Origin of the sequence: Streptomyces fildesensis (genome assembly GCF_016107395.1) — a bacterium.
Taxonomy (GTDB): Bacteria; Actinomycetota; Actinomycetes; order Streptomycetales; family Streptomycetaceae; genus Actinacidiphila; species Actinacidiphila fildesensis.
Genome location: NZ_JAAIKO010000001.1, coordinates 354,313 through 375,804 on the forward strand (window position 1 = coordinate 354,313; position 21,492 = coordinate 375,804).

At 70.1% G+C, this 21,492-nt stretch carries 23 protein-coding genes; 6 read left to right on the forward strand and 17 right to left on the reverse strand.

The features are described 5' to 3' along the window. The first annotated feature begins 83 nt into the window (after positions 1-83). Positions 84-638, forward strand: coding sequence for a peroxiredoxin (locus tag C6N31_RS01495; RefSeq protein WP_138352116.1), 555 nt, complete (start codon positions 84-86; stop codon positions 636-638). Between the two features lie 6 nt (positions 639-644). Continuing rightward, positions 645-1,178: an alkyl hydroperoxide reductase gene (locus C6N31_RS01500; RefSeq protein ID WP_138352117.1), complete on the forward strand. Its 534-nt coding sequence runs from the start codon at positions 645-647 to the stop codon at positions 1,176-1,178. An 82-nt stretch (positions 1,179-1,260) separates the two neighbouring features. Here the strand turns inward: C6N31_RS01500 and C6N31_RS01505 are convergent, their stop codons facing one another. The 4 genes from C6N31_RS01505 to C6N31_RS01520 all read right to left on the reverse strand — a co-directional run bounded on the left by C6N31_RS01505 (position 1,261) and on the right by C6N31_RS01520 (position 6,411). Beyond that, a complete protein-coding gene (locus C6N31_RS01505) occupies positions 1,261-2,652 on the reverse strand; it encodes an AI-2E family transporter (RefSeq protein ID WP_198357023.1) in 1,392 nt (463 codons plus the stop codon). A 193-nt stretch (positions 2,653-2,845) separates the two neighbouring features. Beyond that, positions 2,846-3,535, reverse strand: coding sequence for an aggregation-promoting factor C-terminal-like domain-containing protein (locus tag C6N31_RS45860; protein ID WP_138352119.1), 690 nt, complete (start codon positions 3,533-3,535; stop codon positions 2,846-2,848). A 403-nt stretch (positions 3,536-3,938) separates the two neighbouring features. Further along, a complete protein-coding gene (phoH2, locus tag C6N31_RS01515) occupies positions 3,939-5,258 on the reverse strand; it encodes an RNA 5'-3' helicase PhoH2 (RefSeq protein ID WP_138352120.1) in 1,320 nt (439 codons plus the stop codon). 391 nt (positions 5,259-5,649) lie between these two features. Continuing rightward, the gene (locus C6N31_RS01520) at positions 5,650-6,411 is read right to left on the reverse strand and encodes an isoprenyl transferase (RefSeq protein WP_138352121.1); all 762 of its coding nucleotides are present in this window, start codon (positions 6,409-6,411) and stop codon (positions 5,650-5,652) included. Between the two features lie 127 nt (positions 6,412-6,538). On the opposite strand from C6N31_RS01520, the gene mgrA reads away from it, so the two are divergent. Beyond that, a complete protein-coding gene (gene mgrA, locus C6N31_RS01525; RefSeq protein WP_138352122.1) occupies positions 6,539-7,582 on the forward strand; it encodes an L-glyceraldehyde 3-phosphate reductase in 1,044 nt (347 codons plus the stop codon). A gap of 91 nt (positions 7,583-7,673) precedes the next feature. Here mgrA and C6N31_RS01530 read toward each other — a convergent pair whose 3' ends face one another. Next, complete coding sequence (locus C6N31_RS01530) at positions 7,674-8,426, reverse strand: prepilin peptidase (RefSeq protein ID WP_198357024.1); 753 nt, start codon at positions 8,424-8,426, stop codon at positions 7,674-7,676. Between the two features lie 95 nt (positions 8,427-8,521). On the opposite strand from C6N31_RS01530, the gene C6N31_RS01535 reads away from it, so the two are divergent. After that, positions 8,522-8,953 carry a DUF192 domain-containing protein gene (locus C6N31_RS01535; RefSeq protein WP_198357025.1) on the forward strand — a complete coding sequence of 144 codons (432 nt, stop codon included), beginning with the start codon at positions 8,522-8,524 and terminating at the stop codon, positions 8,951-8,953. A 12-nt stretch (positions 8,954-8,965) separates the two neighbouring features. Here C6N31_RS01535 and C6N31_RS01540 read toward each other — a convergent pair whose 3' ends face one another. Beyond that, positions 8,966-9,445, reverse strand: coding sequence for a hypothetical protein (locus C6N31_RS01540; RefSeq protein ID WP_198357026.1), 480 nt, complete (start codon positions 9,443-9,445; stop codon positions 8,966-8,968). 97 nt (positions 9,446-9,542) lie between these two features. On the opposite strand from C6N31_RS01540, the gene C6N31_RS01545 reads away from it, so the two are divergent. After that, positions 9,543-10,316: an SDR family NAD(P)-dependent oxidoreductase gene (locus C6N31_RS01545; protein WP_198357027.1), complete on the forward strand. Its 774-nt coding sequence runs from the start codon at positions 9,543-9,545 to the stop codon at positions 10,314-10,316. 137 nt (positions 10,317-10,453) lie between these two features. On the opposite strand, the gene C6N31_RS01550 is transcribed toward C6N31_RS01545, so the two are convergent. The 11 genes from C6N31_RS01550 to C6N31_RS01600 all read right to left on the reverse strand — a co-directional run bounded on the left by C6N31_RS01550 (position 10,454) and on the right by C6N31_RS01600 (position 19,632). Then, positions 10,454-11,113 (reverse strand): OmpA family protein, encoded by a 660-nt coding sequence (locus C6N31_RS01550; RefSeq protein ID WP_138352128.1) that lies wholly within the window; start codon positions 11,111-11,113, stop codon positions 10,454-10,456. Positions 11,114-11,119: 6 nt separating this feature from the next. Continuing rightward, positions 11,120-11,515 (reverse strand): hypothetical protein, encoded by a 396-nt coding sequence (locus tag C6N31_RS01555; RefSeq protein WP_306664928.1) that lies wholly within the window; start codon positions 11,513-11,515, stop codon positions 11,120-11,122. 226 nt (positions 11,516-11,741) lie between these two features. Further along, positions 11,742-12,275 carry a pilus assembly protein TadG-related protein gene (locus C6N31_RS01560; RefSeq protein WP_307811142.1) on the reverse strand — a complete coding sequence of 178 codons (534 nt, stop codon included), beginning with the start codon at positions 12,273-12,275 and terminating at the stop codon, positions 11,742-11,744. Between the two features lie 50 nt (positions 12,276-12,325). Next, on the reverse strand, positions 12,326-12,538 hold the full coding sequence (locus C6N31_RS01565) for a hypothetical protein (protein ID WP_198357029.1): 213 nt from the start codon (positions 12,536-12,538) through the stop codon (positions 12,326-12,328). A gap of 278 nt (positions 12,539-12,816) precedes the next feature. After that, positions 12,817-13,710 carry a DUF5936 domain-containing protein gene (locus tag C6N31_RS01570; protein WP_198357105.1) on the reverse strand — a complete coding sequence of 298 codons (894 nt, stop codon included), beginning with the start codon at positions 13,708-13,710 and terminating at the stop codon, positions 12,817-12,819. 34 nt (positions 13,711-13,744) lie between these two features. Further along, positions 13,745-14,683 (reverse strand): type II secretion system F family protein, encoded by a 939-nt coding sequence (locus tag C6N31_RS01575; protein ID WP_138352131.1) that lies wholly within the window; start codon positions 14,681-14,683, stop codon positions 13,745-13,747. Further along, a complete protein-coding gene (locus tag C6N31_RS01580) occupies positions 14,680-16,017 on the reverse strand; it encodes a TadA family conjugal transfer-associated ATPase (RefSeq protein WP_138352132.1) in 1,338 nt (445 codons plus the stop codon). Before C6N31_RS01580 ends, C6N31_RS01575 begins: the two co-directional genes overlap by 4 nt. Continuing rightward, a complete protein-coding gene (locus C6N31_RS01585) occupies positions 16,014-16,400 on the reverse strand; it encodes a TadE/TadG family type IV pilus assembly protein (RefSeq protein ID WP_138352133.1) in 387 nt (128 codons plus the stop codon). Before C6N31_RS01585 ends, C6N31_RS01580 begins: the two co-directional genes overlap by 4 nt. Continuing rightward, positions 16,397-17,965: a CpaE/TadZ family protein gene (locus tag C6N31_RS01590; protein WP_198357030.1), complete on the reverse strand. Its 1,569-nt coding sequence runs from the start codon at positions 17,963-17,965 to the stop codon at positions 16,397-16,399. Before C6N31_RS01590 ends, C6N31_RS01585 begins: the two co-directional genes overlap by 4 nt. Further along, positions 17,962-18,678, reverse strand: a complete 717-nt coding sequence (cpaB, locus tag C6N31_RS01595; RefSeq protein ID WP_138352135.1) for a Flp pilus assembly protein CpaB — start codon at positions 18,676-18,678, stop codon at positions 17,962-17,964. The genes C6N31_RS01590 and cpaB overlap by 4 nt, the downstream gene beginning before the upstream one ends. A gap of 12 nt (positions 18,679-18,690) precedes the next feature. Continuing rightward, a complete protein-coding gene (locus C6N31_RS01600; RefSeq protein ID WP_232484661.1) occupies positions 18,691-19,632 on the reverse strand; it encodes a hypothetical protein in 942 nt (313 codons plus the stop codon). A 213-nt stretch (positions 19,633-19,845) separates the two neighbouring features. On the opposite strand from C6N31_RS01600, the gene C6N31_RS01605 reads away from it, so the two are divergent. Beyond that, on the forward strand, positions 19,846-21,429 hold the full coding sequence (locus C6N31_RS01605) for a chitinase (RefSeq protein WP_138352136.1): 1,584 nt from the start codon (positions 19,846-19,848) through the stop codon (positions 21,427-21,429). The last annotated feature ends 63 nt before the right edge of the window (positions 21,430-21,492 follow it).

Genomic DNA, 21,492 nt, shown 5'->3' on the forward strand with positions numbered 1-21,492 from the left:
TCAATAGACGCCATGGGAGGGTGGAATACGTCCAACCCTCTGGAAAGCCTCAAAAGGGATTTCCAATGTTTCAAGGAGAGCGCGTGCTCACTGTCGGTGACAAGTTCCCCACCTACGACCTGACTGCCTGCGTCGATCTCGACGCGGACAAGGCCTTCGCCCAGATCGACCACAAGTCGTACGAGGGCAAGTGGCGCGTGGTGTTCTTCTGGCCGAAGGACTTCACCTTCGTCTGCCCGACCGAGATCGCCGCGTTCGGCAAGCTGAACGACGAGTTCGCCGACCGCGACGCCCAGATCCTCGGCGTTTCCGGCGACTCCGAGTTCGTGCACCACGCCTGGCGCAAGGACCACGCCGATCTGCGTGACCTGCCCTTCCCGATGCTCGCGGACTCCAAGCACGAGCTCATGCGCGACTGCGGCGTCGAGGGCGAGGACGGCTTCGCGCAGCGTGCCGTGTTCATCGTCGACCCCAACAACGAGATCCAGTTCACGATGGTGACCGCCGGTTCCGTGGGGCGTAACCCCAAGGAGGTGCTGCGGGTGCTCGACGCCCTGCAGACCGACGAGCTGTGCCCGTGCAACTGGAGCAAGGGCGAGACGACCCTCGACCCGGTCGCGCTCCTCGCGGGCGAGTGATCCGGTATGTCGCTGGACAACCTCAAGTCGGCGCTGCCCGACTACGCCAAGGACCTGAAGCTGAACCTCGGTTCGGTCATCGGTAACTCCGAGCTTCCGCAGCAGCAGCTGTGGGGCACGGTGCTCGCCGTCGCCATCGCGTCGCGTTCGCCGCGGGTGCTGAGCGAGCTGGAGCCGGAGGCCAAGGCCAACCTCTCCCCCGAGGCGTACACCGCCGCCAAGTCCGCTGCCGCGATCATGGCGATGAACAACGTCTTCTACCGGACCCGGCACCTGCTGTCGGACCCGGAGTACGGCACGCTGCGCGCGGGGCTGCGGATGAACGTCATCGGCAACCCGGGTGTGGAGAAGGTCGACTTCGAGCTGTGGTCGCTGGCGGTCTCGGCCGTCAACGGCTGCGGCCAGTGCCTGGACTCGCACGAGGCCGTACTGCGCAAGGCGGACGTCTCGCGCGAGACGATCCAGGAAGCGGTCAAGATCGCCGCCGTCGTCCAGGCGGTCGGAACGACGCTGGACGCCGAGGCCGTCATCGCCGGCTGAGCAGCCGCACCGCATCACGCAGCGGGCCCCCGACCGATGGTCGGGGGCCCGCTGTACGTGTGCGGTTGTGCGTGCCCAGGTGCTAGCTCTCCTCCGCCAGGCCGCCGATCGGGGCGAGCTCCTCGACCGTGGCGCCGTGCGGGCCGGGCTCGGTGACCATGGCGGCCTCCCGGGCGTGGCTGCGGAGGTAGCCGACGACCGTGTTCGTCACGGCGACGAGCGGGACCGCGACGACGGCGCCGCCGATGCCGGCGATGAGCGAGCCGGCGGCGACGGAGAGCACCACGGCCAGCGGGTGGACGCGGACGGCGCGGCCGAGGATGAAGGGCTGCAGGATGTGGCCCTCGATCTGCTGGACCGCGAGCACCACGATGAGCACCATCAGGGCGGTGAACGGCCCCTCGGTCACGAGCGCGACGACCATCGCCAGCGCGCCCGAGGCGACCGCGCCGACCAGCGGGACGAAGGCGGCGACGAAGATGACGACGGCCAGCGGCACCGCCATCGGCACGTTCAGGAACCAGATGCCCACGCCGATGAAGACGGCGTCGATGAGGGCCACTATCACCGTGCCGCGCACGTAGAGCGTCAGCGTCCGCCAGGCGCGCGGCCCGGCGCCCGCCAGCCCGTCGCGGGCGGCGGCCGGGAAGAGCTTGAGGGTCCAGTTCCAGATGTTGCGGCCGTCGTAGAGCAGGAAGAGCGTGCTGAACATCGCGAGCAGCATGCCGGTGAGCAGTTCGACGATGACGGTGACGCCCTGGAGGCCGGCGTCGGTGACGGCCTTGGTGTTCGTGCTGATGGTGTCGGTGAGGTTCTTGGCGAGCTGGTTGATCTGGTCCTCGGTGACGTGGAACGGGCTGTTGAGCAGCCAGCGCTTCATCTCGGCGACGCCGTCGGTGAGCTTGGTGGACAGGTCGTCGACGTTGTCCATCACCTGCCACACGACGAACCAGCCGACCAGGCCCATCAGCACGAAGCCGCCGATGAAGGTGATGCCGGTGGCGAGGCCGCGCGGTACCCCGGCGCGTCTGAGCCGGCCCACGACGGGCTGGAGCAGCGCGGTGATGAGGAGCGCGGCGACGAAGGCCAGGACGACCAGTTGGATGGCGCCGATGATCCGCATCAGCACCCAGACGGTGCCGGCCAGTACCAGCAGCCGCCAGGCGACCTCGGCCGCGACGCGCATGCTCCACGGCACGACGCCCAGCGGGTCGGGCAGCTGTGCGCCGCCCGGCGCCTGCGGCGGATGGCCGGCGGCCGCCACGGCCTTGGGCGCGGGCCTCGGCTCGGACTCGGCTGCGGTCCCGGATCCGGCCTTCCGCGGGACATGCGGTCGCGGCCTGGTCTTCGGCGGCGGGGCGTCGGGCTGCTCGTCCTGCTCGGCCGTCACCTCCGCGCGCCGTTCGTCGAGGCGGTCGGCGAGCTTGGCCAGCTTGGAGGCAACCACCGCGCTCCAATGGCGCTTTTCCGACATCGCGTTCCCCTGCCCCTTCGTTCCGGCACCCGCACCGGCATCGGTGAGGAGGACGACGTTACTCGTGCCCGGGGTTGCCTCTCCTGCCGCCCGCCCTGTGCCGCTCCGCTCATGCGTGTGCCCCCCGACCGGCTGGGGTCGGGGGGCACACGGGGAAGCTCACCTGATACCGGGACGAACCGGCCGCCGTGACTCAGTACGAGTGGTGCTGCTGCCAGTAGGACCAGGCACCGCACGGGCTGTCGTACCGCTCGTTCATGTAGTTGAGGCCCCACTTGATCTGCGTGGCCGGATTGGTCCGCCAGTCGGCGCCGACGGAAGCCATCTTCGAGCCCGGGTAGGACTGCACGAGTCCGTACGCGCCAGAGGACTGGTTGGTCGCCGTGTAGTCCCAGCCGCTCTCGTGCTCCACGATGTTGGAGAAGCACTGGAACTGGCTGGAGCCGACGATCTGCAGGGCCATGGCCTTGACTTCGGCCGTCGTGTACGAGCTCTTGACCGCGAACGTCGCACGCTCCGCGGAACGGCTCGCCGCCGCCTTCGCCTCCAGTTCCCGGGCTTCCTTCGCCTTGGCGGCCGCTTCGTCGGCGGCCTTCTTCTTGGCGGAGGCGTCCTTGGCTGCCTGCTGGCGCGCGCTGTCCTCGGCTGCCTTCTTCGCTGTCGCGTCGGCGGCGTCGGACTGTGCCTGCGCCTGCTGCGTCAGTGAAGCCTGCTGAACCTGCTGGCCAGCGGGTATGTCCGCGAGTACGGTCGTCGCGCCGGCGGCCTCGACAGGCTGGTTGGAGCCCTGGTCAGCGCCTGCTGCGACGCCGACTACGGCGCCCACGGTGGTGACTGCGGTGGCCGAGGCCACTGCGAATCCCCGGACCGAGATCCGGCTCACACGGTTGTCCTTCCAGCACCGTCCGCGTGGTGACCTCGCGGACCGAATCGTGCCCCTGAACGCTGGCCTCCCCTTGTTCCGGACCGCGAACGGTCCGACTGGTCACGGGGGCACTGGCCCGGTGCGGGTCCCTGACGGGATTCCGCGTGGTGCTCGGGCGGCTTACGGCGGCAACGCTGTTCAGTTCTGGGGTTCCACACCGCTGGGGGTGTGGGTGTGCCGTAAGCGGGGCCTGACAGCGTCACACCCTAGCGGGAAGGGAAGGCCGTCAAGCAATTTACGGATGCGTGGCAAACGTCACACGGCTTCATGAGCGGAAAACCCCGGCGCGGCGCGCCCCACAACGCTAGGCTGCTGCGCCCCTTGGGGGCGCAGCAGCCTCAACTCACGCACGGTTACCGGGTCATACCCCGTTGTCCTCCAGCAACTCCGTCACCAATGCGGCGATCGGGGAGCGTTCGGACCGGTTCAGGGTGATGTGCGCGAAGAGCGGATGTCCCTTGAGCTTTTCGACGACGGCCACCACACCGTCGTACCGCCCGACCCTCAAGTTGTCCCGCTGTGCCACGTCATGGGTCAGAATGACCCGCGATCCGGCACCGATACGCGACAGAACGGTCAACAGGACGTTCCGTTCGAGCGACTGGGCCTCGTCCACGATCACGAACGCGTCGTGGAGCGACCGGCCGCGGATGTGGGTCAGTGGCAGCACTTCGAGCATGCCCCGCGCCACGACCTCCTCGATGACCTCCTTCGATGTCACCGCGGACAGCGTGTCGAAGACGGCCTGAGCCCAGGGGCTCATCTTCTCCGACTCACTGCCCGGCAGGTATCCCAGCTCCTGTCCGCCGACCGCGTACAGCGGCCGGAAGACCATCACCTTGCGGTGCTGCTGACGCTCCAGCACCGCCTCCAGGCCCGCGCACAGGGCCAGTGCCGACTTGCCGGTGCCGGCCCGGCCGCCCAGCGACACGATCCCCACATCGGGATCGAGCAGCAGATCCAGCGCGACCCGCTGTTCCGCGCTGCGGCCGTGCAGCCCGAAGGCCTCCCGGTCGCCGCGCACCAGCCGCACCCGGCCGTCCTCGGTCACCCGGCCGAGCGCCTTGCCGCGCTCGGACTGGAGGACCAGTCCGGTGTGCACGGGCAGGTCGCCCGCCTCGGGCAGGACGATGACCTCTTCCGCGTAGAGCCTGTCCACCTCCTCCGCGTCGACCAGCAGCTCCTCCATACCGGTCCAGCCCGACGTGATCGCCAGCTCGGCCCGGTACTCCTCGGCCGCGAGGCCGACGGAGGAGGCTTTCACCCGCAGCGGCAGGTCCTTGGAGACGACCGTGACGTCGTACCCCTCGGCCTGGAGGTTGCGGGCGACCGCCAGAATGCGCGAATCGTTGTCACCTAGCCGGAACCCGACGGGGAGCACCCCGGGGTCCGAGTGGTTCAGTTCGACGCGGAGCGTGCCACCCAGCTCGCCGATCGGGATCGGGGCGTCGAGACGCCCGTACTTGATCCGGAAGTCGTCGAGCAGCCGCAACGCCTGTCGGGCGAAGTAGCCGAGCTCTGGATGGGCCCGCTTGGCCTCCAACTCCGTGACCACCACCACCGGGAGCACGACTTCGTGCTCGTCGAAGCGGGTGAGGGCATTGGGGTCGGCAAGCAGGACGCTGGTGTCGAGGACGTAAGTGCGCCGGTCGTGCTCCCGGCGATTCTTGCTTTTCACCACGTGTGGACGAACCCCCTCGGGCAGAGGTCGGGGTGCGACAACGTCGCGCTGTACTGGGCCGGGACCGGGCGCGTGGGCCGGTCCGCGGCCCTCCGTAAACGGCACGTCCGTGGGCAATGGGCCTCCCGGGCGGACGAACCTGGGTGCCGTCCGCTGTTGACCGGTGTATGCCCTCGAAAGCGGGTGCCTATGCGACTGCATATGACAGCTGTGCCATCAATCCTGGCGCGGGCCCGAAAAAAGTGCGGCAGATGAACGGAAGATGCTGCGGCAGATGGCCGAAGGAGGCTACGGAGCGGCCACTCGGGGTCGGCCGCAGGAGGTACCCGGGATCGGCAGGAGGGGGTACTCGCGGTCGGCCGGACGTGGTCGTCGAGCCGGCCTCGGACGGCTACGAACCGTAGCGGCGGTGCCGCGCCGCGTAGTCACGCAGCGCGCGCAGGAAGTCGACCTTGCGGAAGGCCGGCCAGAAGACTTCGCAGAAGTAGTACTCGGAGTGGGCGCTCTGCCAGAGCATGAAGCCCGACAGCCGCTGCTCTCCGCTGGTGCGGATGACGAGGTCCGGGTCGGGCTGACCGCGGGTGTAGAGGTGCTCCGCGATGTGCTCGACGTCCAGCAGCTCGGCGAGGTCCTCGATGGACGTGCCGCGCCCCGCGTGCTCGTGCAGCAGCGAGCGGACCGCGTCCGCGATCTCCTGTCGCCCGCCGTAGCCGACCGCGACGTTCACGAGGATGCCCTCGACGCCATGGGTGGCCTGCTCGGCCTCCTTCAGCACCGACTGGGTGCGCGCCGGCAGCATGTCCATCGTGCCGACGTGGTGGACGCGCCAGCGGCCGGTCTCGGCCAGCCCGCTCACCGCGCCCTCGATGATGCCCAGCAGCGGGACGAGCTCCTCGGCGGGACGGTCCAGGTTGTCGGTCGACAGCAGCCAGAGCGTGACGACCTTGACCCCGGTCTCCTCGCACCAGCCCAGCATCTCGGCGATCTTGTCGGCGCCGGCCCGGTGGCCCTGCTCCGTCGTACCGCCCGCGGCCTTGGCCCAGCGCCGGTTGCCGTCCAGGATCACACCGATGTGCTTGGGTCCCTGGGCCAGATCGAGGCGGTGCTCCACTCGGCGGGCATACAGCCCATACACCAGGTCGCGCAGATTCATCGCGTACCAGCCCCTCCAGCGCTCGTCACCCGATCGCCACAGTACTGCGCGCGGCGGTGAGCACACGAACCGGGTGCCCGGCTTCCGGTTCGGATCCGGGGGCCCGGAGGCGTGATAGGCAGAGTGCATGAATAACCGTTCCCTCTACCGCGCCGCCGACGAGCGCTACGACTCCATGGAGTACCGCCGCACCGGCCGCAGCGGGCTGAAGCTCCCCGCGATCTCGCTGGGCCTGTGGCACAACTTCGGTGACGACCGCACCCTCGACTCGCAGCGCGCGATCCTGCGCCGCGCCTTCGACCTGGGCGTCACCCACTTCGACCTGGCCAACAACTACGGCCCGCCCTACGGCGCCGCCGAGTCCAACTTCGGGACGATCCTGGCGCAGGACTTCCGCCCGTACCGCGACGAGCTGGTCATCTCCAGCAAGGCCGGCTGGGACATGTGGCCGGGCCCGTACGGCGACGCCGGTTCCCGCAAGTACCTGCTCGCCTCGCTCGACCAGTCGCTGTCCCGCATGGGCCTCGACTACGTCGACATCTTCTACTCGCACCGCTTCGACCCGGAGACCCCGCTCGAGGAGACGATGGGCGCCCTGGCCTCCGCCGTCCAGCAGGGCAAGGCGCTCTACGTCGGCATCTCCTCGTACAGCCCCGAGCGCACCCGCGAGGCGGCCCGCATCCTGCGCGAGCTGGGCGTCCCGGCGCTCATCCACCAGCCCTCGTACTCGATGATCAACCGCTGGATCGAGGACGACGGACTGCTCGACGTCCTCGCCGACGAGGGCATGGGCTGCATCGGCTTCGTACCGCTCGCCCAGGGTCTGCTGACGGACAAGTACCTCGGCGGCATCCCCGACGACTCCCGCGCCGCCCAGGGCAAGTCCCTCGACCCGGGCCTGGTCAACAAGGAGACGGTCACCCGGCTCCAGGCCCTCAACGAGATCGCGCAGCGCCGCGGCCAGTCCCTCGCCCAGCTCGCGCTGAGCTGGGTGCTGCGCGACGAGCGCGTCACCTCGGCGCTCATCGGCGCGTCGTCGGTCAAGCAGCTGGAGGCCAACGTGGCGGCGGTCGGCGCGCCGAAGCTCACGACGGAGGAGCTGGCGGAGATCGACCAGTACGCGGTGGAGCCGGAGGGCGTGAACCTCTGGTCGGTGAGCAGCGAGGCGTAGGACTGACGTCGTCGCGGCGCGTTGCTTCGCGGCGCGTTGCTTCGCGGCGCGTTCCTTCGCTTTGCGTCGGGCGGGGTGGTGCCGGTGGTGGTCAGGCGGTCGCCAGCAGCACTCCGCCCAGCGCGCCGATCAGCATGAACGGCCCGAAGGGCAGGGGCGTCTTACGGTTCGCCCGGCGGGTGGCCAGCAGCACGAGCCCGGCGACGGCGCCGAGGACGAACCCCGCGAAGGTGCCCGCGAAGAGCACCGGCCAGCCGTACCAGCCGAGGGCGAGGCCGAGCGTCGGGGCGAGCTTCACGTCGCCGAAGCCCATGCCGGCCGGGTTGATGAGGAACAGCAGGAAGTAGACCGCCCCGAGGACGACCCCGCCGAGCAACGCCCGCGGCCAGGAGCCCTCGTGCCCCGGCAGCAGGGCGGCGGCGCCCAGCAGGGCGGCCGTGCCGGCCAGCACGGGGAGGGTCAGGACGTCGGGGAGCCGGAAGACGGCCAGGTCGATGCGGGCCAGCAGCACGCCGAGCGGCACGAGCAGCAGCCACACCACCAGTTCGGGACGCGCCCCGACGAGCGCGGCGAGCGCGGCGCAGGCCGTGACGCAGAGGAGCACGGTGCCGTACGGGCGCTGCCGTGTGCCCGTCCCACCGTTATCGCTGCTCCCACTGCTCCCGCTGCTCCCACTGCTCCCGCCGATCCAGCCGCGCGGGCCCGGGGGATACGGCAGGCCGTCCTCGTCGTCCGCGCGCACCGGTTCCCCGGACGCGACCGCGAGCCGGTGGATGGCGCGCGGCAACGCGAGGCCCGCCACGATTCCCCAGACGGCGGCGACTGCGGTGAGGTAGACAGACATCCGGGGTCCTCCCGTGCGGGACGGATTCGGCACGGCGCGGGAGGCGCGGCCCTGCGGGGTTTCGGGGGCCGAGGCTACACGGAGGTGCGGGACGGATGGGTCTGACGGGTCGGACGGTCCGGTGGCAGGACGGCGGCGGAACGTTGCGGCTCACCGCGCCGGAAGCGGTGGCGGCGGGAGAGGCCGGGGAATCAGCTGACGGCACGGGCCGGGAGCCGCTCCCGCCCGTACCGCTGGAGATCGCCGCTTCCTACCGGGCCAGGACCCGGGGACTGCTCGGGCGGGACGGACTGACGGGGGCGCTCCTGCTCACACCCGCGACGAGCGTGCACACCGTACGGATGCGCTTCGCGATCGACGTCGCCTATCTGGACCGCCGGCTGCGCGTCCTGGCGGTGCGCACCATGCCGCCCGGCCGCCTGGGGCGGCCCCGGCTGCGCGCGCGGCATGTGCTGGAGGCGGAGGCGGGCGCGATGGAGCGCTGGGGGCTGCGGCGCGGGGTGCGGGTGAAGATCGATGCCGGCTGACGTCCGCTGACCTCAGCTGACGTCGATGCTGTTGACGATCTGCCGCAGTTCATCGGGCCAGCCGTCGACGTCGGGTCCGGTGACACGGACGAGGACCGGGCGGCCGTGGCTGTCGGTCGTGGTGATCTCGACGGCCCGGTTGCTGCTGCCGTCCGCCGCCCGTTCCACGTACCGCAGCTGCTGGGCGGGCCGGCCGTCGATCGTCATGGCGTGTGCGCGGACGCCCCGCCGGGTGGCGCCGCCGGGCCACACGGTGATCTCGCCGACCGGGCGGCCGCCCGCGCCGCGGAGCACGGCGGAGGCCTGCGCGCCGGCGGTGCTCTTCCCTGCGGGCCGCGCTTCCTCCCACGCCTTCGGATGCGCGACGGCCACCGAGCCGCCGCGCAGCACCTTCCACCCCTCGGGCGCTCCTTCACCGGCGGAGCACGCGCTCAGCACGGCGGCCGCGCCGACCACGCCCGCTACATACCGAATAATCCCCTTTTCCCGCATGGCGCCAATCTAGGGTCAGCGCGCGGTGCGCAGCCGGTCAGCACGCCGCGCGAAAGTCGCCCCACCGCACAGCGCCCACCCTGACAAGGAGCCCGCCATGGGAGATCTGACCGGCAAGACGGCACTGGTGACCGGAGCCTCGCGTGGCATCGGGCGCGCGATCGCCCAGCGCCTCGCGGCGGACGGCGCCCTCGTCGCGGTCCACTACGGCAGCAACGAGACCGCGGCCAAGGAGACGGTCGACGGCATCCTGACGGCCGGGGGCCGGGCCTTCGCCCTGGAGGCCGAGCTGGGTGTCGAGGGCGATGTGGACACGTTGGTGCACGCCCTCGAACGCGGGCTGCGCGAACACACCGGCCAGGCACCCCGCTTGGACATCCTCGTCAACAACGCCGCGATCAACGCCGCCGGCGGGCCGATCGAGGCGGAGTCACCGGAGCGCTTCGAACGGCTCTTCGCCGTCAATGTGCGCGCGCCGTTCTTCCTTGTCCAGCGCGTGCTGCCGCTGCTCCGCGACGGCGGCCGCATCATCAACATCAGCTCCGCCGTCACCCGCATCGCGCTTCCCGAGACGATCGCGTACGGCATGACGAAGGGCGCGCTCGACGTCCTCGGCCACACCCTCGCCAAGCACCTCGGCCCGCGCAACATCACCGTCAACACGGTGGCCCCCGCCACGGTCGACACCGACGCCAACGCCTTCTGGCTGCGCGGCAACCCGGAAGCGCAGGAGCTGGTCGCCGCGGACACCGCACTCGGCCGCGTCGGCCTCCCCGACGACATCGCCGCCCCCGTCGCCTTCCTCGCCTCCGACGACGCCCGCTGGATCACCGGCCAGATCGTCGACGCGACGGGCGGCTGCCGGCTCTGAGGCTCCGGCGGGGGCGCGGGTGCGGCGGGCGCCCGGATGAGGGCAACAAAAAACGGGCCGGTTCGCAGGGGGGGAGAGCGAACCGGCCCGAGGGGGGGGAGTTACACCGTACCGCTTATGAGCACGTGCTCAGCACCTCACGCGGCGGACGGTGTGAACGTAATCTCCACCCGGCGGTTCTGACGGCGTCCCGCTTCGGATGAATTGTCAGCAATGGGATAGTCCTCGCCGTAGCCGCGCACCTGGAAACTGTGGCTTGCGCCACCGGCGGATCCGAGCGCCTGGGCCAAAATTTTGTAGACGGCGTCGGCGCGTTGCTTCGACAACACGTCCCCGTGCTCGCTGCTGCCCAGGTTGTCGGTGAACCCGAAGACCCGGATGGGTGACGAAACCTTCTTTGCGTTGATGTCGCCCGCAATGGCCTTGATCCGCGCCGCCGCGGCCGGCGACAGCACCGCACTGTCGATCTCGAACAGCACCTCCGACTGCAGCGCGTACGTGATCGAGGAGTTGGACTCCTCATGCCGCTGCTCCGGCTGACTCGCACTCGTCGACGACTGGTCCGTGACCGCCACGATGTCCAGCACCTTCGCCGGCGCCAGCGTCGCCCCTTCCGGCAACTTCAGCCGCGGCGAGGTCGGATCGACCTTCACCGGCGCCGAAGGCGCCACCGTAGAAGGCGAAGCCGACGGCCCCCCATCCGCCCGCGCGATCCCGACGGGCCCGGCGAACGTGATCGTGACAACCGAAAGCGTGAGCACGGCCGCACCGGCGGCACGTCGCTTGGTACGGGGCATGATCGCTCACCCCTCCGAAATCTGGATCTTGGCGGGCGGCATGGTGGGGAGCTGGAACTCCACGGAGGTGGTACCGGTGGGTGGAGCGGGGAACTGCGCGAAGATGGGACGGGTCTCCTTGGGCTGGATGAGGTTGAGCCCCATCGTGCAGAGGCACTTCCCTTCCGTGTCCCGGAGAACGTAATACCGCTTCTTTCCCGCTTGATCGACGAGGACGGCTCCGGCAAGGGAGGACCCGGACGGGACGAGAGCCACCTCGGCGCCCTGCCAGCTCCCGGCAGTGAATGCCTCGTCGCCGTTGTTGGTGACTGTGCCGGAGACGGTGACAAAGCCGCCTGCATCCCTGACGGCCGAGTTGATGGTGACGACGATGTTCTTCTCGCCCTTGATCTGCGCCAGCACCTGAGTGGGCTCCGGAGTCAGCGACTTACCCCCGGACGAGGAGCCCCCTTGGGGAGCAGCGGACTTGGTCGAGGGCTTGTTGTCAGAGGGCTTGTCGCCGCCCCCTCCGCCGCAGCCGGCCAGTGTCAAGACGGCGCCGGCCGCAAGAGCCACCACCATCCCGGCCCGGCGGCCTACCGTGCTGCGTCGAATTCCCATTGCTCCCCGATCCTCGCTTGCTCGGCCATCACTTGCTGAGGTGCACAGTGAAGAACATCGACAGATCCAGGACGAACCCGTTCTCTGTCGCGTCGACACTGAGATCCTCCCCGTTGCACTTGAACTTGACGGCTTTTCCGTCCTTGCCGTTCAAGACGCAGCGCGCTTCGACAACAGCCGTGGCGTCGGCCTTCGCGTGGATGTTCTCAGTGCCGTCGATCACCGACTTGCCCACAGTCCCCTTGGTGACGACGGCGACGGTCGAACCGGGCAGCCCGCCCGAGCGCGCACAGGTGGCGACCTCAGCGTCGTTCTGCGATGCCAGGGCTTCCGCGGCGGTGCATGCGCCCGCCCCGTTCATGCCCACTCCCCCGAGCAGTTGGCCCAGGTTCACCAGGTCCCCCGCGATCAAGGCGTCCTCAAAGGTCCCCTTCACCTCGTCACGGGTCTCCCGCGCGGCGGCCAGAGCCGCCGCGTCCGCGGCGGTCTGGGCGCCATTGCGCTTGGCGGACGCTTGGCCCACCGCGAAGAACGCGAACGCTAGGAAGAACAGCGCCGCCACAGCGACGATGTAGATGCCGAAGGTCTGCCCCTCGTCATGTCCCCGGCGCCTTACTTGCCGTTGCCGCCCGAGATCTTTCCGATCGCGTTGATGATGGCGGTACGGATCGTGGTTCCGATATCCGTCGTCGCCAACGCGCCGATAATCACCGCGATCACCACCGCGATGCCGAGGTACTCGAACGACGTCTGCCCCCGGTCCGTCGCCCTCTCGCGCATCCAGATCTGCGTGACCACGAGCCGCTTCACTGCCCACCTGCTCATGTCTGATCGCCCCATCCTTTGTCACCTGACGAACGCCGACCACGCCCGATGCGACGGCCGGTCCCTCGTTCACACGCTCACTACGACCGCAGACCTCGACGTCACCCTTCACGGCGCACCGCCTCTCACCGGTCCGGTCCGTACCGATCCGTTCTTGATTGCAGGTGCAAATATGGTTGCGTCTGCAAAGGTACACCCGAACCCCGTGCAACCGCAGCCCTTTACGCGCCAACTGGCGCATCCAATATGGCGGTTCCGTACATCACACATGTGCGGAATCACCCATTCCCCATGATCTGGTTGAAGTTGATCTGAGAACCCATGATCGTGCCGGTGAGCAGCAGGATCATGGTCGCGGGCACGAGCAACGTGGTGATCACGCCTGTGGCTTTGGGCACTGCTCTCGCCGCTCGCCGACGGGCGTTCTGCGCTTCGGTCCTGCGCATGTCCTGGGCTATCTGCAGAAGGGTGCGGGCGATCGGTGCGCCCAGCTCTTCGCCTTGCTGCAAAGTGCTCACGAATTGGCTTACCTGATCGCTTCGATTTCGCTTCCGCAATTGATCGAAAGCGTCGCGACGGCTCACCCCGACATCCATCTGCCGCAGCGCAATGCGGATCTCGTCCGACCACGGTCCCTTGTAGACCGTGTTGACGCGCTCCAGTGCCTGACGGAAGCCGAGACCCGCGCTCACCACCACCGCCAGCACGTCCAGGAAGTCGGGGAGGGTGCGCTCGATGTCGTCGCGGCGTTTGCGGACCGCGAGCCAGAGGCCGAGGTCGGCCCAGCCCCATGCGTAGCCGACCAGAATCAGCGCCAGGAACCAGTGGCCGCTCGTGAGGAGAGCGAAGGCCGCCAGCCCGCCCAGCGCCCCGTACACCGCCCGCCGCGCCGCATACCGTTCCACCGTCAACCCGTGCGGGTGGCCCGCGTGGTCGATCTTCATGCGCATTTTGGCGACGCGGGCGGGGCCCATCCAGCGGATCACCATCGGGGACCAGCGCATGCCGAGTTGGTCGACGGCGTTGCCGGTGCGGGTGGTTCGGGTGCGGCCTACTTCCAGGGCGAGCATCAGGTCGTCGGGGAGCTTGGCGTCGGAGCGCAGGAGGGCGATCGCGTGGACCACGCCGACCGCGCACAGTGCCAGGGCGAGGGCCAGCCCGAGGCCGATCATCACCATGAGCAGCTCACCCCTTTCATCAGTCGATTCAGACGTCGATCCGGGACATCCGGCGGATCATCCAGAAGCCCACCACGTACAGGCCCAGCGAGATCAGCACGCAGATGCGCCCGAGGTTGGAGCCGGTCATCGCGCTCAGCGAGCCCGGCATGATCTGGTTCAGCAGGAACAGCGAGCCGATGCCGATGACGGGGACGGCGTACGCGGTGACCGTGACCTGCGACATCTGGGTGCGGATCTCCCGCCGGGTCTCCTTGCGCTCCTCCAGCGTGACCGTCAGGTTGCGGAGCGACTCGACGACGGAACCGCCCGCGCGGCTCGACAGGACAAGGGTGGAGACCAGGACGATGAGCTCGCGGCTGGGCAGGCGTTCCTGGAGTTCGGCCAGCGCGTCCTCGACGGAGTGGCCCATCGCCATCGCGTCGGCGACCTTCTTGAGCTCCTCGCCCGCCGGCGCCTCCAGCTCGTCCGCCGCCATGCCGACCGCGGTGCGCAGCGCGAGGCCGGCCTGGGTGGCGTTGGCCAGGACGCGGGCCAGTTCGGGTAGTTGGGCGATGAAGCGTTCGGTGCGGACGCGGCGGCGCCACTCCAGGAAGGAGTACGCGGACCAGAACGCGAGGATCCCGGCGATCGGCCCGAAGAACGGGGCGAGGACGACGTCGGCGACGAGCCAGGCGCCGCCGACCAGGCCGACGGCCGCCGCGGTGAACTGGCCGGGGGTGAGGTCGGTGCCGGTGGCCGCGAGGCGGCCGGCGAGCCGGCGGCCCCAGCCGGTGGCGCGCACCCGGCGGTCCAGGGCGGCGAAGGGGACATGCCGCCCGGCGCCCGACCCCAGCTCGCCCGCGAGGCGTTCGACGAGGGCGGCGCGTTCGGCGCGGCCGCCGGACCAGGCGTGCAGGCCCCAGACACCCAGCGTCAGGGCGAGCAGGGTGGCTCCGATGACGATCAGCGGGAGCTGGTCGCTCACTTGGCCTCCCGGATGTCGAGTTCCAGTTCGCTGGAGCCGACGCCGAAGGCGGCCGGGACGTGTTCACCAGCCAGGTACAGGCGCTCCGCCAGCTCGCGGGGCAGCGGGTGGTGCTCGTACCAGCCGCGCACGATGCGGTCCGCACCGAGCGGCTCGGCGCGGAAGCGGGTGGCGCTGGTGAGCCGGAAGACGTCACGGCCGCGGGAGGAGAGCATGGCGATCTCGACGATGCGGCGGGTGCCGTCGACATGCCGGGTGAGCTGCACGAGCACGTCCACCGCGCTGTTGATCTGGTCGCGCAGCGCCTCGAAGGGGATCTTGACCTCGCTCATCGAGGCCAGCGTCTGCAGGCGCAGCACCGCGTCCTCGGCCGAGTTGGCGTGGACGGTGGCGAGCGAGCCGTCGTGGCCGGTGGACATCGCCTGGAGCATGTCGAGGGTCTCGCCGCCGCGGACCTCACCGACGATGATGCGGTCGGGCCGCATGCGCAGGGAGTTGCGTACGAGGTCGCGGATGGTGATGCGGCCCTCGCCCTCGACGTTCGGCGGCCGGGTCTCCAGCCGGATGACGTGGTCCTGCTGCAGCTGCAGTTCGGCGGCATCCTCGACGGTGATGATGCGCTCGCCCTCCGGGATCAGCCCGGACAGCGCGTTGAGCAGCGTCGTCTTGCCGGAGCCGGTGCCCCCGCTGACGATGATGTTGCACTTCGCGCGGACCAGCGAGGAGAGCAGCATCAGCATGTGCTCGTCGAGGGTGCCGAGGGCTATCAGTTCCTGCAGGGTGTAGGCGCGCGGGAAGCGGCGGATGGTGAGCGTCGGGCCGCTCAGCGACAGCGGCGGGATGATGACGTTGACGCGCTCACCGCTCGGCAGGCGCGCGTCGACCATCGGATTGGACTCGTCGACCCGGCGGTTGACGGTCGAGACGATGCGTTCGATGGTCTGCAGCAGCTGCTCGGCGGACGAGAAGCGGACGGCCACCTGCTCGACCCGGCCGCCCCGCTCGACGTAGATCTTGTCCGGTCCGTTGACCATGATCTCGGTGATGGTCGGGTCTTCGAGGAGCGGTTCGAGGACGCCGAGGCCGAGCGCCTCGTCCACGACGCGGCGGATGATGCCCGCGCGCTCCTTCGTCGACAGCACCGGGCCCTCGCGGCTGATGATGTGCCCGAGTACCCGTTCCAGCCGGGCCCGCCGCTCGGCGGTGGCGAGCGCCGACATCTCGGCGAGGTCGATCTCCTGGAGCAGCTTGGTGCGGTAGACGGCCACCATGTGGCCCTCTTGGGTCTGGGGGGTGGCCTCTTCCGTGACGGCGAGGCGGGCGCGCAGGCTCATGGCGTGGTGTCTTCTTTCGGCATGGTCGCGCTGCGCCGCACCGGACCGAAGATGCTCACGCCGGGGATGACGGACGGGATGTTGATGGTGGCGGTCATGGTGACGGAGTCGCCGTCGTCGGAGGCGGGCGAGATGACGGTGCCGTCCCGCAGCCAGTCGCTCACCGCGTTGCGGCCCGCTTCCCCCGCGTCCGGGTGCGGGGCGCGCAGCGCAGCGGTGCGGGCGGCGGTACGGGCGGCCGTGCCGGCCTGGTTGGCGGCGTACGCGACGAAGCCGAGCTGGATCCCGGCGAGGGCGATGAGCAGCAGGATCGGCAGGACGCCGAGGAACTCCAGGGACGCCGAACCGCGTTCACGCCACGTACGCGCTCTGCGCCCGGTCATCGCTTCGTCTCCTCGTCCACCGTGGACGCGTGGCCGTGCACCGTCAGCGGGAAGTCGATCGCGCCCGGGAACAGGACGGGGACCTGGAGGTTGACGGTGACGGTGACCTTGCCGTCGCTCCGGTCGACGGTCGTGGTGCCGTTCCACGCGCCCGGCAGGTCCCGCTGTGCCGCCGTCACCGCGTCCGCGTCCGTGCCCACCGCCGCCGCCCGCGCCGCCTCGTCCGCCGCGTGGCCGGCGAGCGTGAACGTGTAGCCCGCGAGCACCGCCTGCCAGACCAGGATCAGGGTGATGAGGATGATCGGCGTCATGCCGAGGGTCTCCAGGATCACCTGGCCCCGGTCGTCGCGCAGGCTGCGCCTGCCGCGCCGGGCCGCCTTGGGCAGCGCGTGGCCGCCGACGGCGAGGCCGAGTTCGGCCGCCAGCGCCCACAGGCCCTGCTTCACGGTGGAGCGGTTGTCGAGGTCGTGGAGGCGTCCCGCGTCGATGACGGACTGGAGTTCCTTGAACGCGGCGGGCACGACGGAGGCCGCGACCTTGGTGCCGGTGATGCGGGCGACGAGGGACGGCTGGATCTCGGTGCCGCGCGTGTAGCGGTTGACGACGGTCGTGGTGTCCTGCGGTTTGCGGATCTGCAGCCGGTCCCACATCCGGACCATGCGCTTGGCCGCGCGGACCGCGACGACGTCCGGGGTGGTGACCAGCAGCGCCGTGTCGGCGGTCTCGACGGCCACGGCGTTGGCCGTGGTCAGCTGGGTGCCGCAGTCGACGACGACCACTTCGTACCGCTGCCGGAGTGCGTGCAGGACCAGCCGCACCGACCGGTCCGTGACGTCCTCGCCGCGTTCGCCCTCGCCCGGGGCGAGCAGCAGGGCGGGCCCGGACTCGTGGACGTACATCGCGTCGTGCAGGACGCGCGACGAGATGTCGGCGATGTCGGCCAGGTCGGCCATCGAGCGGCGGAACTGGACGTCCAGGTACGAGGCGATGTCGCCGCCCTGCAGGTCCAGGTCGACGAGGGCGGTGGACCGGCCGGCGGCGTGCGCGGCCAGTGCGAGCTGGATGGCGGTGACGGTGGTGCCGACGCCGCCCTTCGCACCGGCGACGGCGACGAGGGTGCCGCCGGCCACGGCGGGCAGCGCGCGCTGCGGGCTGAGGTGGCGGCGGACCCCGCCGGCCCAGGCGGCGGCCGCCTCGACGCGGGCGCCCAACTCGTCGTACGACAGCGGCAGCCCGATGACGCCGCGCGCTCCGGAGTCCATCGCGGCGGAGAGCACGGCCGGGCTCGGGTCGGCGGTGAGCAGGACGACGCCGACGGCCGGGAAGCGGAGCGCGACCTCCCGTATCAGTTCCAGCGCGGGCATCGGGGTGATGCCGTCGTGCACGATGACGACCTCGGGCAGCTCGTCCATCCCCGCCTCGGCGGCCCGGGCGAGGGTGTCGAGCAGCAGCGTGGAGTCGGGCAGTGCGGGGCCCGGTTCCGCGCCGGGCAGCTGGTGCAGCAGACCGGCCAGTGCGCGGGCGGCATCCGGGTCACTGGTGCCGGACAGGATCCTCACGATCACCTCTTGCCTCCCGTGTCCCCCGCCAGGGTGTACGTGCGGTCGACAGCGGCCGGGGCGCTGTCGTCGCCCGGGGCGATCAGCGCCAGCCGGACGTGACGCGCGAAGGACTCGGAGAACGCGACGCGCTGGGCGTCGGCCGCGTCGAGCGCGAACGTGATCGGCACGCCCTGGGCGGCCTGCCGCTGGGAGTCCTGGCTCTTGTCGAACGCCTTGATCTCGCCGACGTCGATGACCCGCGCCCCGGTGACGATGATCTTCGAGACATCGGGGTCGGTGTCCTTCTTGCCCGCGAAGGTGGCGAAGATGTTGACCTTCGACCCCGGGGTGATCTTCCCGGCGACGCCGGTCTCCGCGTCGATCATGATGGCGATCTCCATCTGGCCGGACTGGAGCACCGGCCTGGCCGCGACCATGCCGGACTCCAGCAGCGAGCCGCGTTTCAGCGGGATCGCCGCGACCATCCCCTGGACGGAGGCGAGGTCGCGCACGGCGGTGTCGGGAAGCCACTTCTCCGGTATCCGGACCTTCTCCAACTGCCCGGACGTCACCGCCGTGTAGGCCGGCACGTCCTTGGTCAGCTGGTAGGCGGTGACCTTCGGGCCGACCTCCGACCGTGCGTTGCCGATGACCGTGACGACTCCCGCGAAGGCCGCCACCGCGCACAGCACGGAGACCACCAGGAGGACGACACCGCGTCGCTGACGTGAATTCATCGGCAGGCAGACCTATCGCTTATGGGGTTCGAGCTGGGGGCGGTTGGGGGTGGGCAGCACCCGCGACGGCGGTTCCTGCCGCTGGTGCTGCGGCTGGTACTGCGGCGGGCGCTGCTGCTGCGGCCGGCGTAACGGCTGCTCCTGGGCCGCGACCTGCTGCGTACGGTCGGAGCGGTCGGCGGCGCGGTCGGCACGGTCGCCGAGCCGCGTCGAGCAGAAGAGGCACTGGTCGCCGATCACCTCGAGGCCGCACCACGGGCAGGTGTCCCGGCGGACCGACGTGACCAGTTGGTACAGAATGCCGATGTCCGCGATGTACGCGGTGAACTCGACGAGCCGGCCGGTGCCCCACCACCGCGCCGACCCTTCCGGCAGCGGCACCTCGCGGATGTGCTGGGTGCGCCAGGCGGCGGCGAGCGGGCCGGTGACCCAGCCGGCGTCGAGGCCGTGCCCGGCGACCGCGAGCTGGGTGAGGAAGCCGGGACCCGGCGGGACGGCGTCGGGACCGGCCTCGGTCAGCCCCGGCTCCGGGTGGGCCATGACGGCGAAATGCCGCCCGGGGACCAGGGACTTGAAGTGCTTGCCGACGGTGACCGGCACCCGGTCGAGCTTGCTGACCGAGCCGAGCAGGGCGCCGGAGTACAGGTAGTACGAGAGCAGCCGGGCGGCGCCCGCGAGCACGCCTGGCCCCAGGTCGGTGCCGGCCAGCTGGCGCAGCTGCTCCCCGAGCAGCGCGGCGGCGAGCGGCGGCAGATCGACGGGGACGATCGCCATCCGGTCCGCTTCCAGCGCGGCACGCACGGTGTGCAGCCGGCGCCGGCCGGGGTCGGCGGGATCGGGCGAGGCGAGGGCGATGAGGTGCCCGTAGGCGTCGAGCGCCGCGGAGGTGCGCGCGACATGCTGCTCGAGCGGAAGCGCGAGATCGTCCGCTGTGACCGTTATGACGCTCGACATCCGCAGCCCTCCTGTCCCGCGCAAGGACCGTTCACCCGCCGGATCGCGTGCGCCAGCCTATCGATGTGTAGCGGAATGAGTGCGGAAAGTCGCGGATCAGGATCGGTAAACGCCTGGATGCGCCCCATGAACGACTGGTGAAGGCCAGAGGTCTTGACAACCCCATTGGTCTGGACCAGTTTGGTCGCACGCAGGGCACGCCGCCCAACCCTCATGCGCATTCCCCACCACCCCCCAACTCCTTGCCCCCAGGAGGCAGTCGTGGAACGTGCATCGCATGCTTATCGGAGACCGAAGGTCGCGCGTACGGCCCTCGCCACCGTGGGAGCCGCCTCGCTCGTGGCCGCAGGCTTCGCGATAGCCAACGTCGGGACCGCGCAGGCCGCCGACACCAATCTCGTCAGCAACGCCGGCTTCGAGAGCGGACTGTCCGGCTGGACGTGCACGGCGGGCAGCGGTGCGGCCGTCTCCAGCCCGGTGCACGGTGGGTCCTCGGCCCTCAAGGGCAGTCCGAGCAGCTCCGACAACGCCAAGTGTTCGCAGACCGTGAGCGTCAAGCCCAACTCCGCGTACTCGTTGAGCGCCTGGGTGCAGGGCTCGTACGTCTACCTCGGCGCGAGCGGCACCGGCACCTCGGACGTGTCGACCTGGACCCCGTCCGCCGGCTCGTACCAGCAGCTGAGCACCAACTTCACGACGGGCGCGAGCACCACCTCGGTCACCGTCTACCTCAACGGCTGGTACGCACAGCCCGCGTACTTCGCGGACGACGTCGTCCTGACCGGTCCCGGCGGCACTCCCACCACGCCCCCGACGACACCGCCCACGACGCCGCCGACCACCCCGCCGACGACTCCCCCCACGACACCGCCGACCACGCCTCCCACCACCCCGCCGACCACTCCCCCGGCCGGCAGCCTGCCCAAGCACGTCCTCACCGGGTACTGGCAGAACTTCAACAACGGCGCGACCGTCCAGACCATCGCCCAGGTGCAGAACCAGTACGACATCATCGCCGTCTCGTTCGCCGACGCCTCCGGCACGCCCGGCGGGGTCACCTTCAACCTGGACCCGGCGCTGAACTACTCCGTCGCCCAGTTCAAGGCGGACATCGCGGCGAAGCAGGCGGCCGGCAAGCGGGTCATCATCTCCATCGGCGGCCAGAACGGCACCGTGTCGATCAACGACTCGGCCTCCGCCACCAACTTCGCCAACAGCGTCTACTCGCTGATGCAGACGTACGGGTTCAGCGGCGTCGACATCGACCTGGAGAACGGGCTCAACTCCACGTACATGTCGCAGGCGCTGCGCAGCCTGAGCAGCAAGGCGGGGTCCGGCCTCATCATCACGATGGCGCCGCAGACGATCGACATGCTCTCCCCGTCGAGCGGCTACTTCGCCACCGCGCTGAAGATCAAGGACATCCTGACCGTCGTCAACACCCAGTACTACAACAGCGGTTCGATGAACGGCTGTGACGGCGGCGTCTACTCGCAGGGCTCCGTGGACTTCATCACCACGCAGGCCTGCACGGTCATCCAGGGCGGGCTCGACCCGTCCCAGGTCGGCCTCGGGCTCCCGGCCTCGACGAGCGGCGCGGGCTCCGGCTACGTCGACCCGTCGGTGGTCAACAACGCGATCGACTGCCTGACCAAGGGCACCGGCTGCGGCACCTTCAAGCCGGCCACCAAGTGGCCGACGCTGCGCGGTGCGATGACCTGGTCCACCAACTGGGACGCCAAGAACGGCAACCAGTGGTCCAACTCGGTTGGCGCCCACGTCCACGCCCTGCCGTAACGCCTGAATCACCCACCGCATGACTCACCGCGCCCCCCGGGACGGCTCACAGCCTCCCGGCGG

Excerpts from the sequence above, each read along its gene's own strand:
- C6N31_RS01500 (WP_138352117.1), top strand. The coding sequence starts at position 645 with ATGTCGCTGGACAACCTCAAGTCGGCGCTGCCCGACTACGCCAAGGAC.
- C6N31_RS01570 (WP_198357105.1), bottom strand. The coding sequence starts at position 13,710 with ATGATCGGCCTCGGGCTGGCCCTCGCCCTGGCACTGTGCGCGGTCGGC.
- C6N31_RS01550 (WP_138352128.1), bottom strand. The coding sequence starts at position 11,113 with ATGCCCCGTACCAAGCGACGTGCCGCCGGTGCGGCCGTGCTCACGCTT.
- C6N31_RS01565 (WP_198357029.1), bottom strand. The coding sequence starts at position 12,538 with ATGAGCAGGTGGGCAGTGAAGCGGCTCGTGGTCACGCAGATCTGGATG.
- C6N31_RS01600 (WP_232484661.1), bottom strand. The coding sequence starts at position 19,632 with ATGTCGAGCGTCATAACGGTCACAGCGGACGATCTCGCGCTTCCGCTC.
- C6N31_RS01520 (WP_138352121.1), bottom strand. The coding sequence starts at position 6,411 with ATGAATCTGCGCGACCTGGTGTATGGGCTGTATGCCCGCCGAGTGGAG.
- C6N31_RS01530 (WP_198357024.1), bottom strand. The coding sequence starts at position 8,426 with ATGTCTGTCTACCTCACCGCAGTCGCCGCCGTCTGGGGAATCGTGGCG.
- C6N31_RS01540 (WP_198357026.1), bottom strand. The coding sequence starts at position 9,445 with ATGCGGGAAAAGGGGATTATTCGGTATGTAGCGGGCGTGGTCGGCGCG.
- C6N31_RS01605 (WP_138352136.1), top strand. The coding sequence starts at position 19,846 with ATGCGCATTCCCCACCACCCCCCAACTCCTTGCCCCCAGGAGGCAGTC.
- C6N31_RS01585 (WP_138352133.1), bottom strand. The coding sequence starts at position 16,400 with ATGACCGGGCGCAGAGCGCGTACGTGGCGTGAACGCGGTTCGGCGTCC.
- C6N31_RS01535 (WP_198357025.1), top strand. The coding sequence starts at position 8,522 with ATGGGTCTGACGGGTCGGACGGTCCGGTGGCAGGACGGCGGCGGAACG.
- C6N31_RS01545 (WP_198357027.1), top strand. The coding sequence starts at position 9,543 with ATGGGAGATCTGACCGGCAAGACGGCACTGGTGACCGGAGCCTCGCGT.
- cpaB (WP_138352135.1), bottom strand. The coding sequence starts at position 18,678 with ATGAATTCACGTCAGCGACGCGGTGTCGTCCTCCTGGTGGTCTCCGTG.
- mgrA (WP_138352122.1), top strand. The coding sequence starts at position 6,539 with ATGAATAACCGTTCCCTCTACCGCGCCGCCGACGAGCGCTACGACTCC.
- C6N31_RS01580 (WP_138352132.1), bottom strand. The coding sequence starts at position 16,017 with ATGAGCCTGCGCGCCCGCCTCGCCGTCACGGAAGAGGCCACCCCCCAG.
- C6N31_RS01505 (WP_198357023.1), bottom strand. The coding sequence starts at position 2,652 with ATGTCGGAAAAGCGCCATTGGAGCGCGGTGGTTGCCTCCAAGCTGGCC.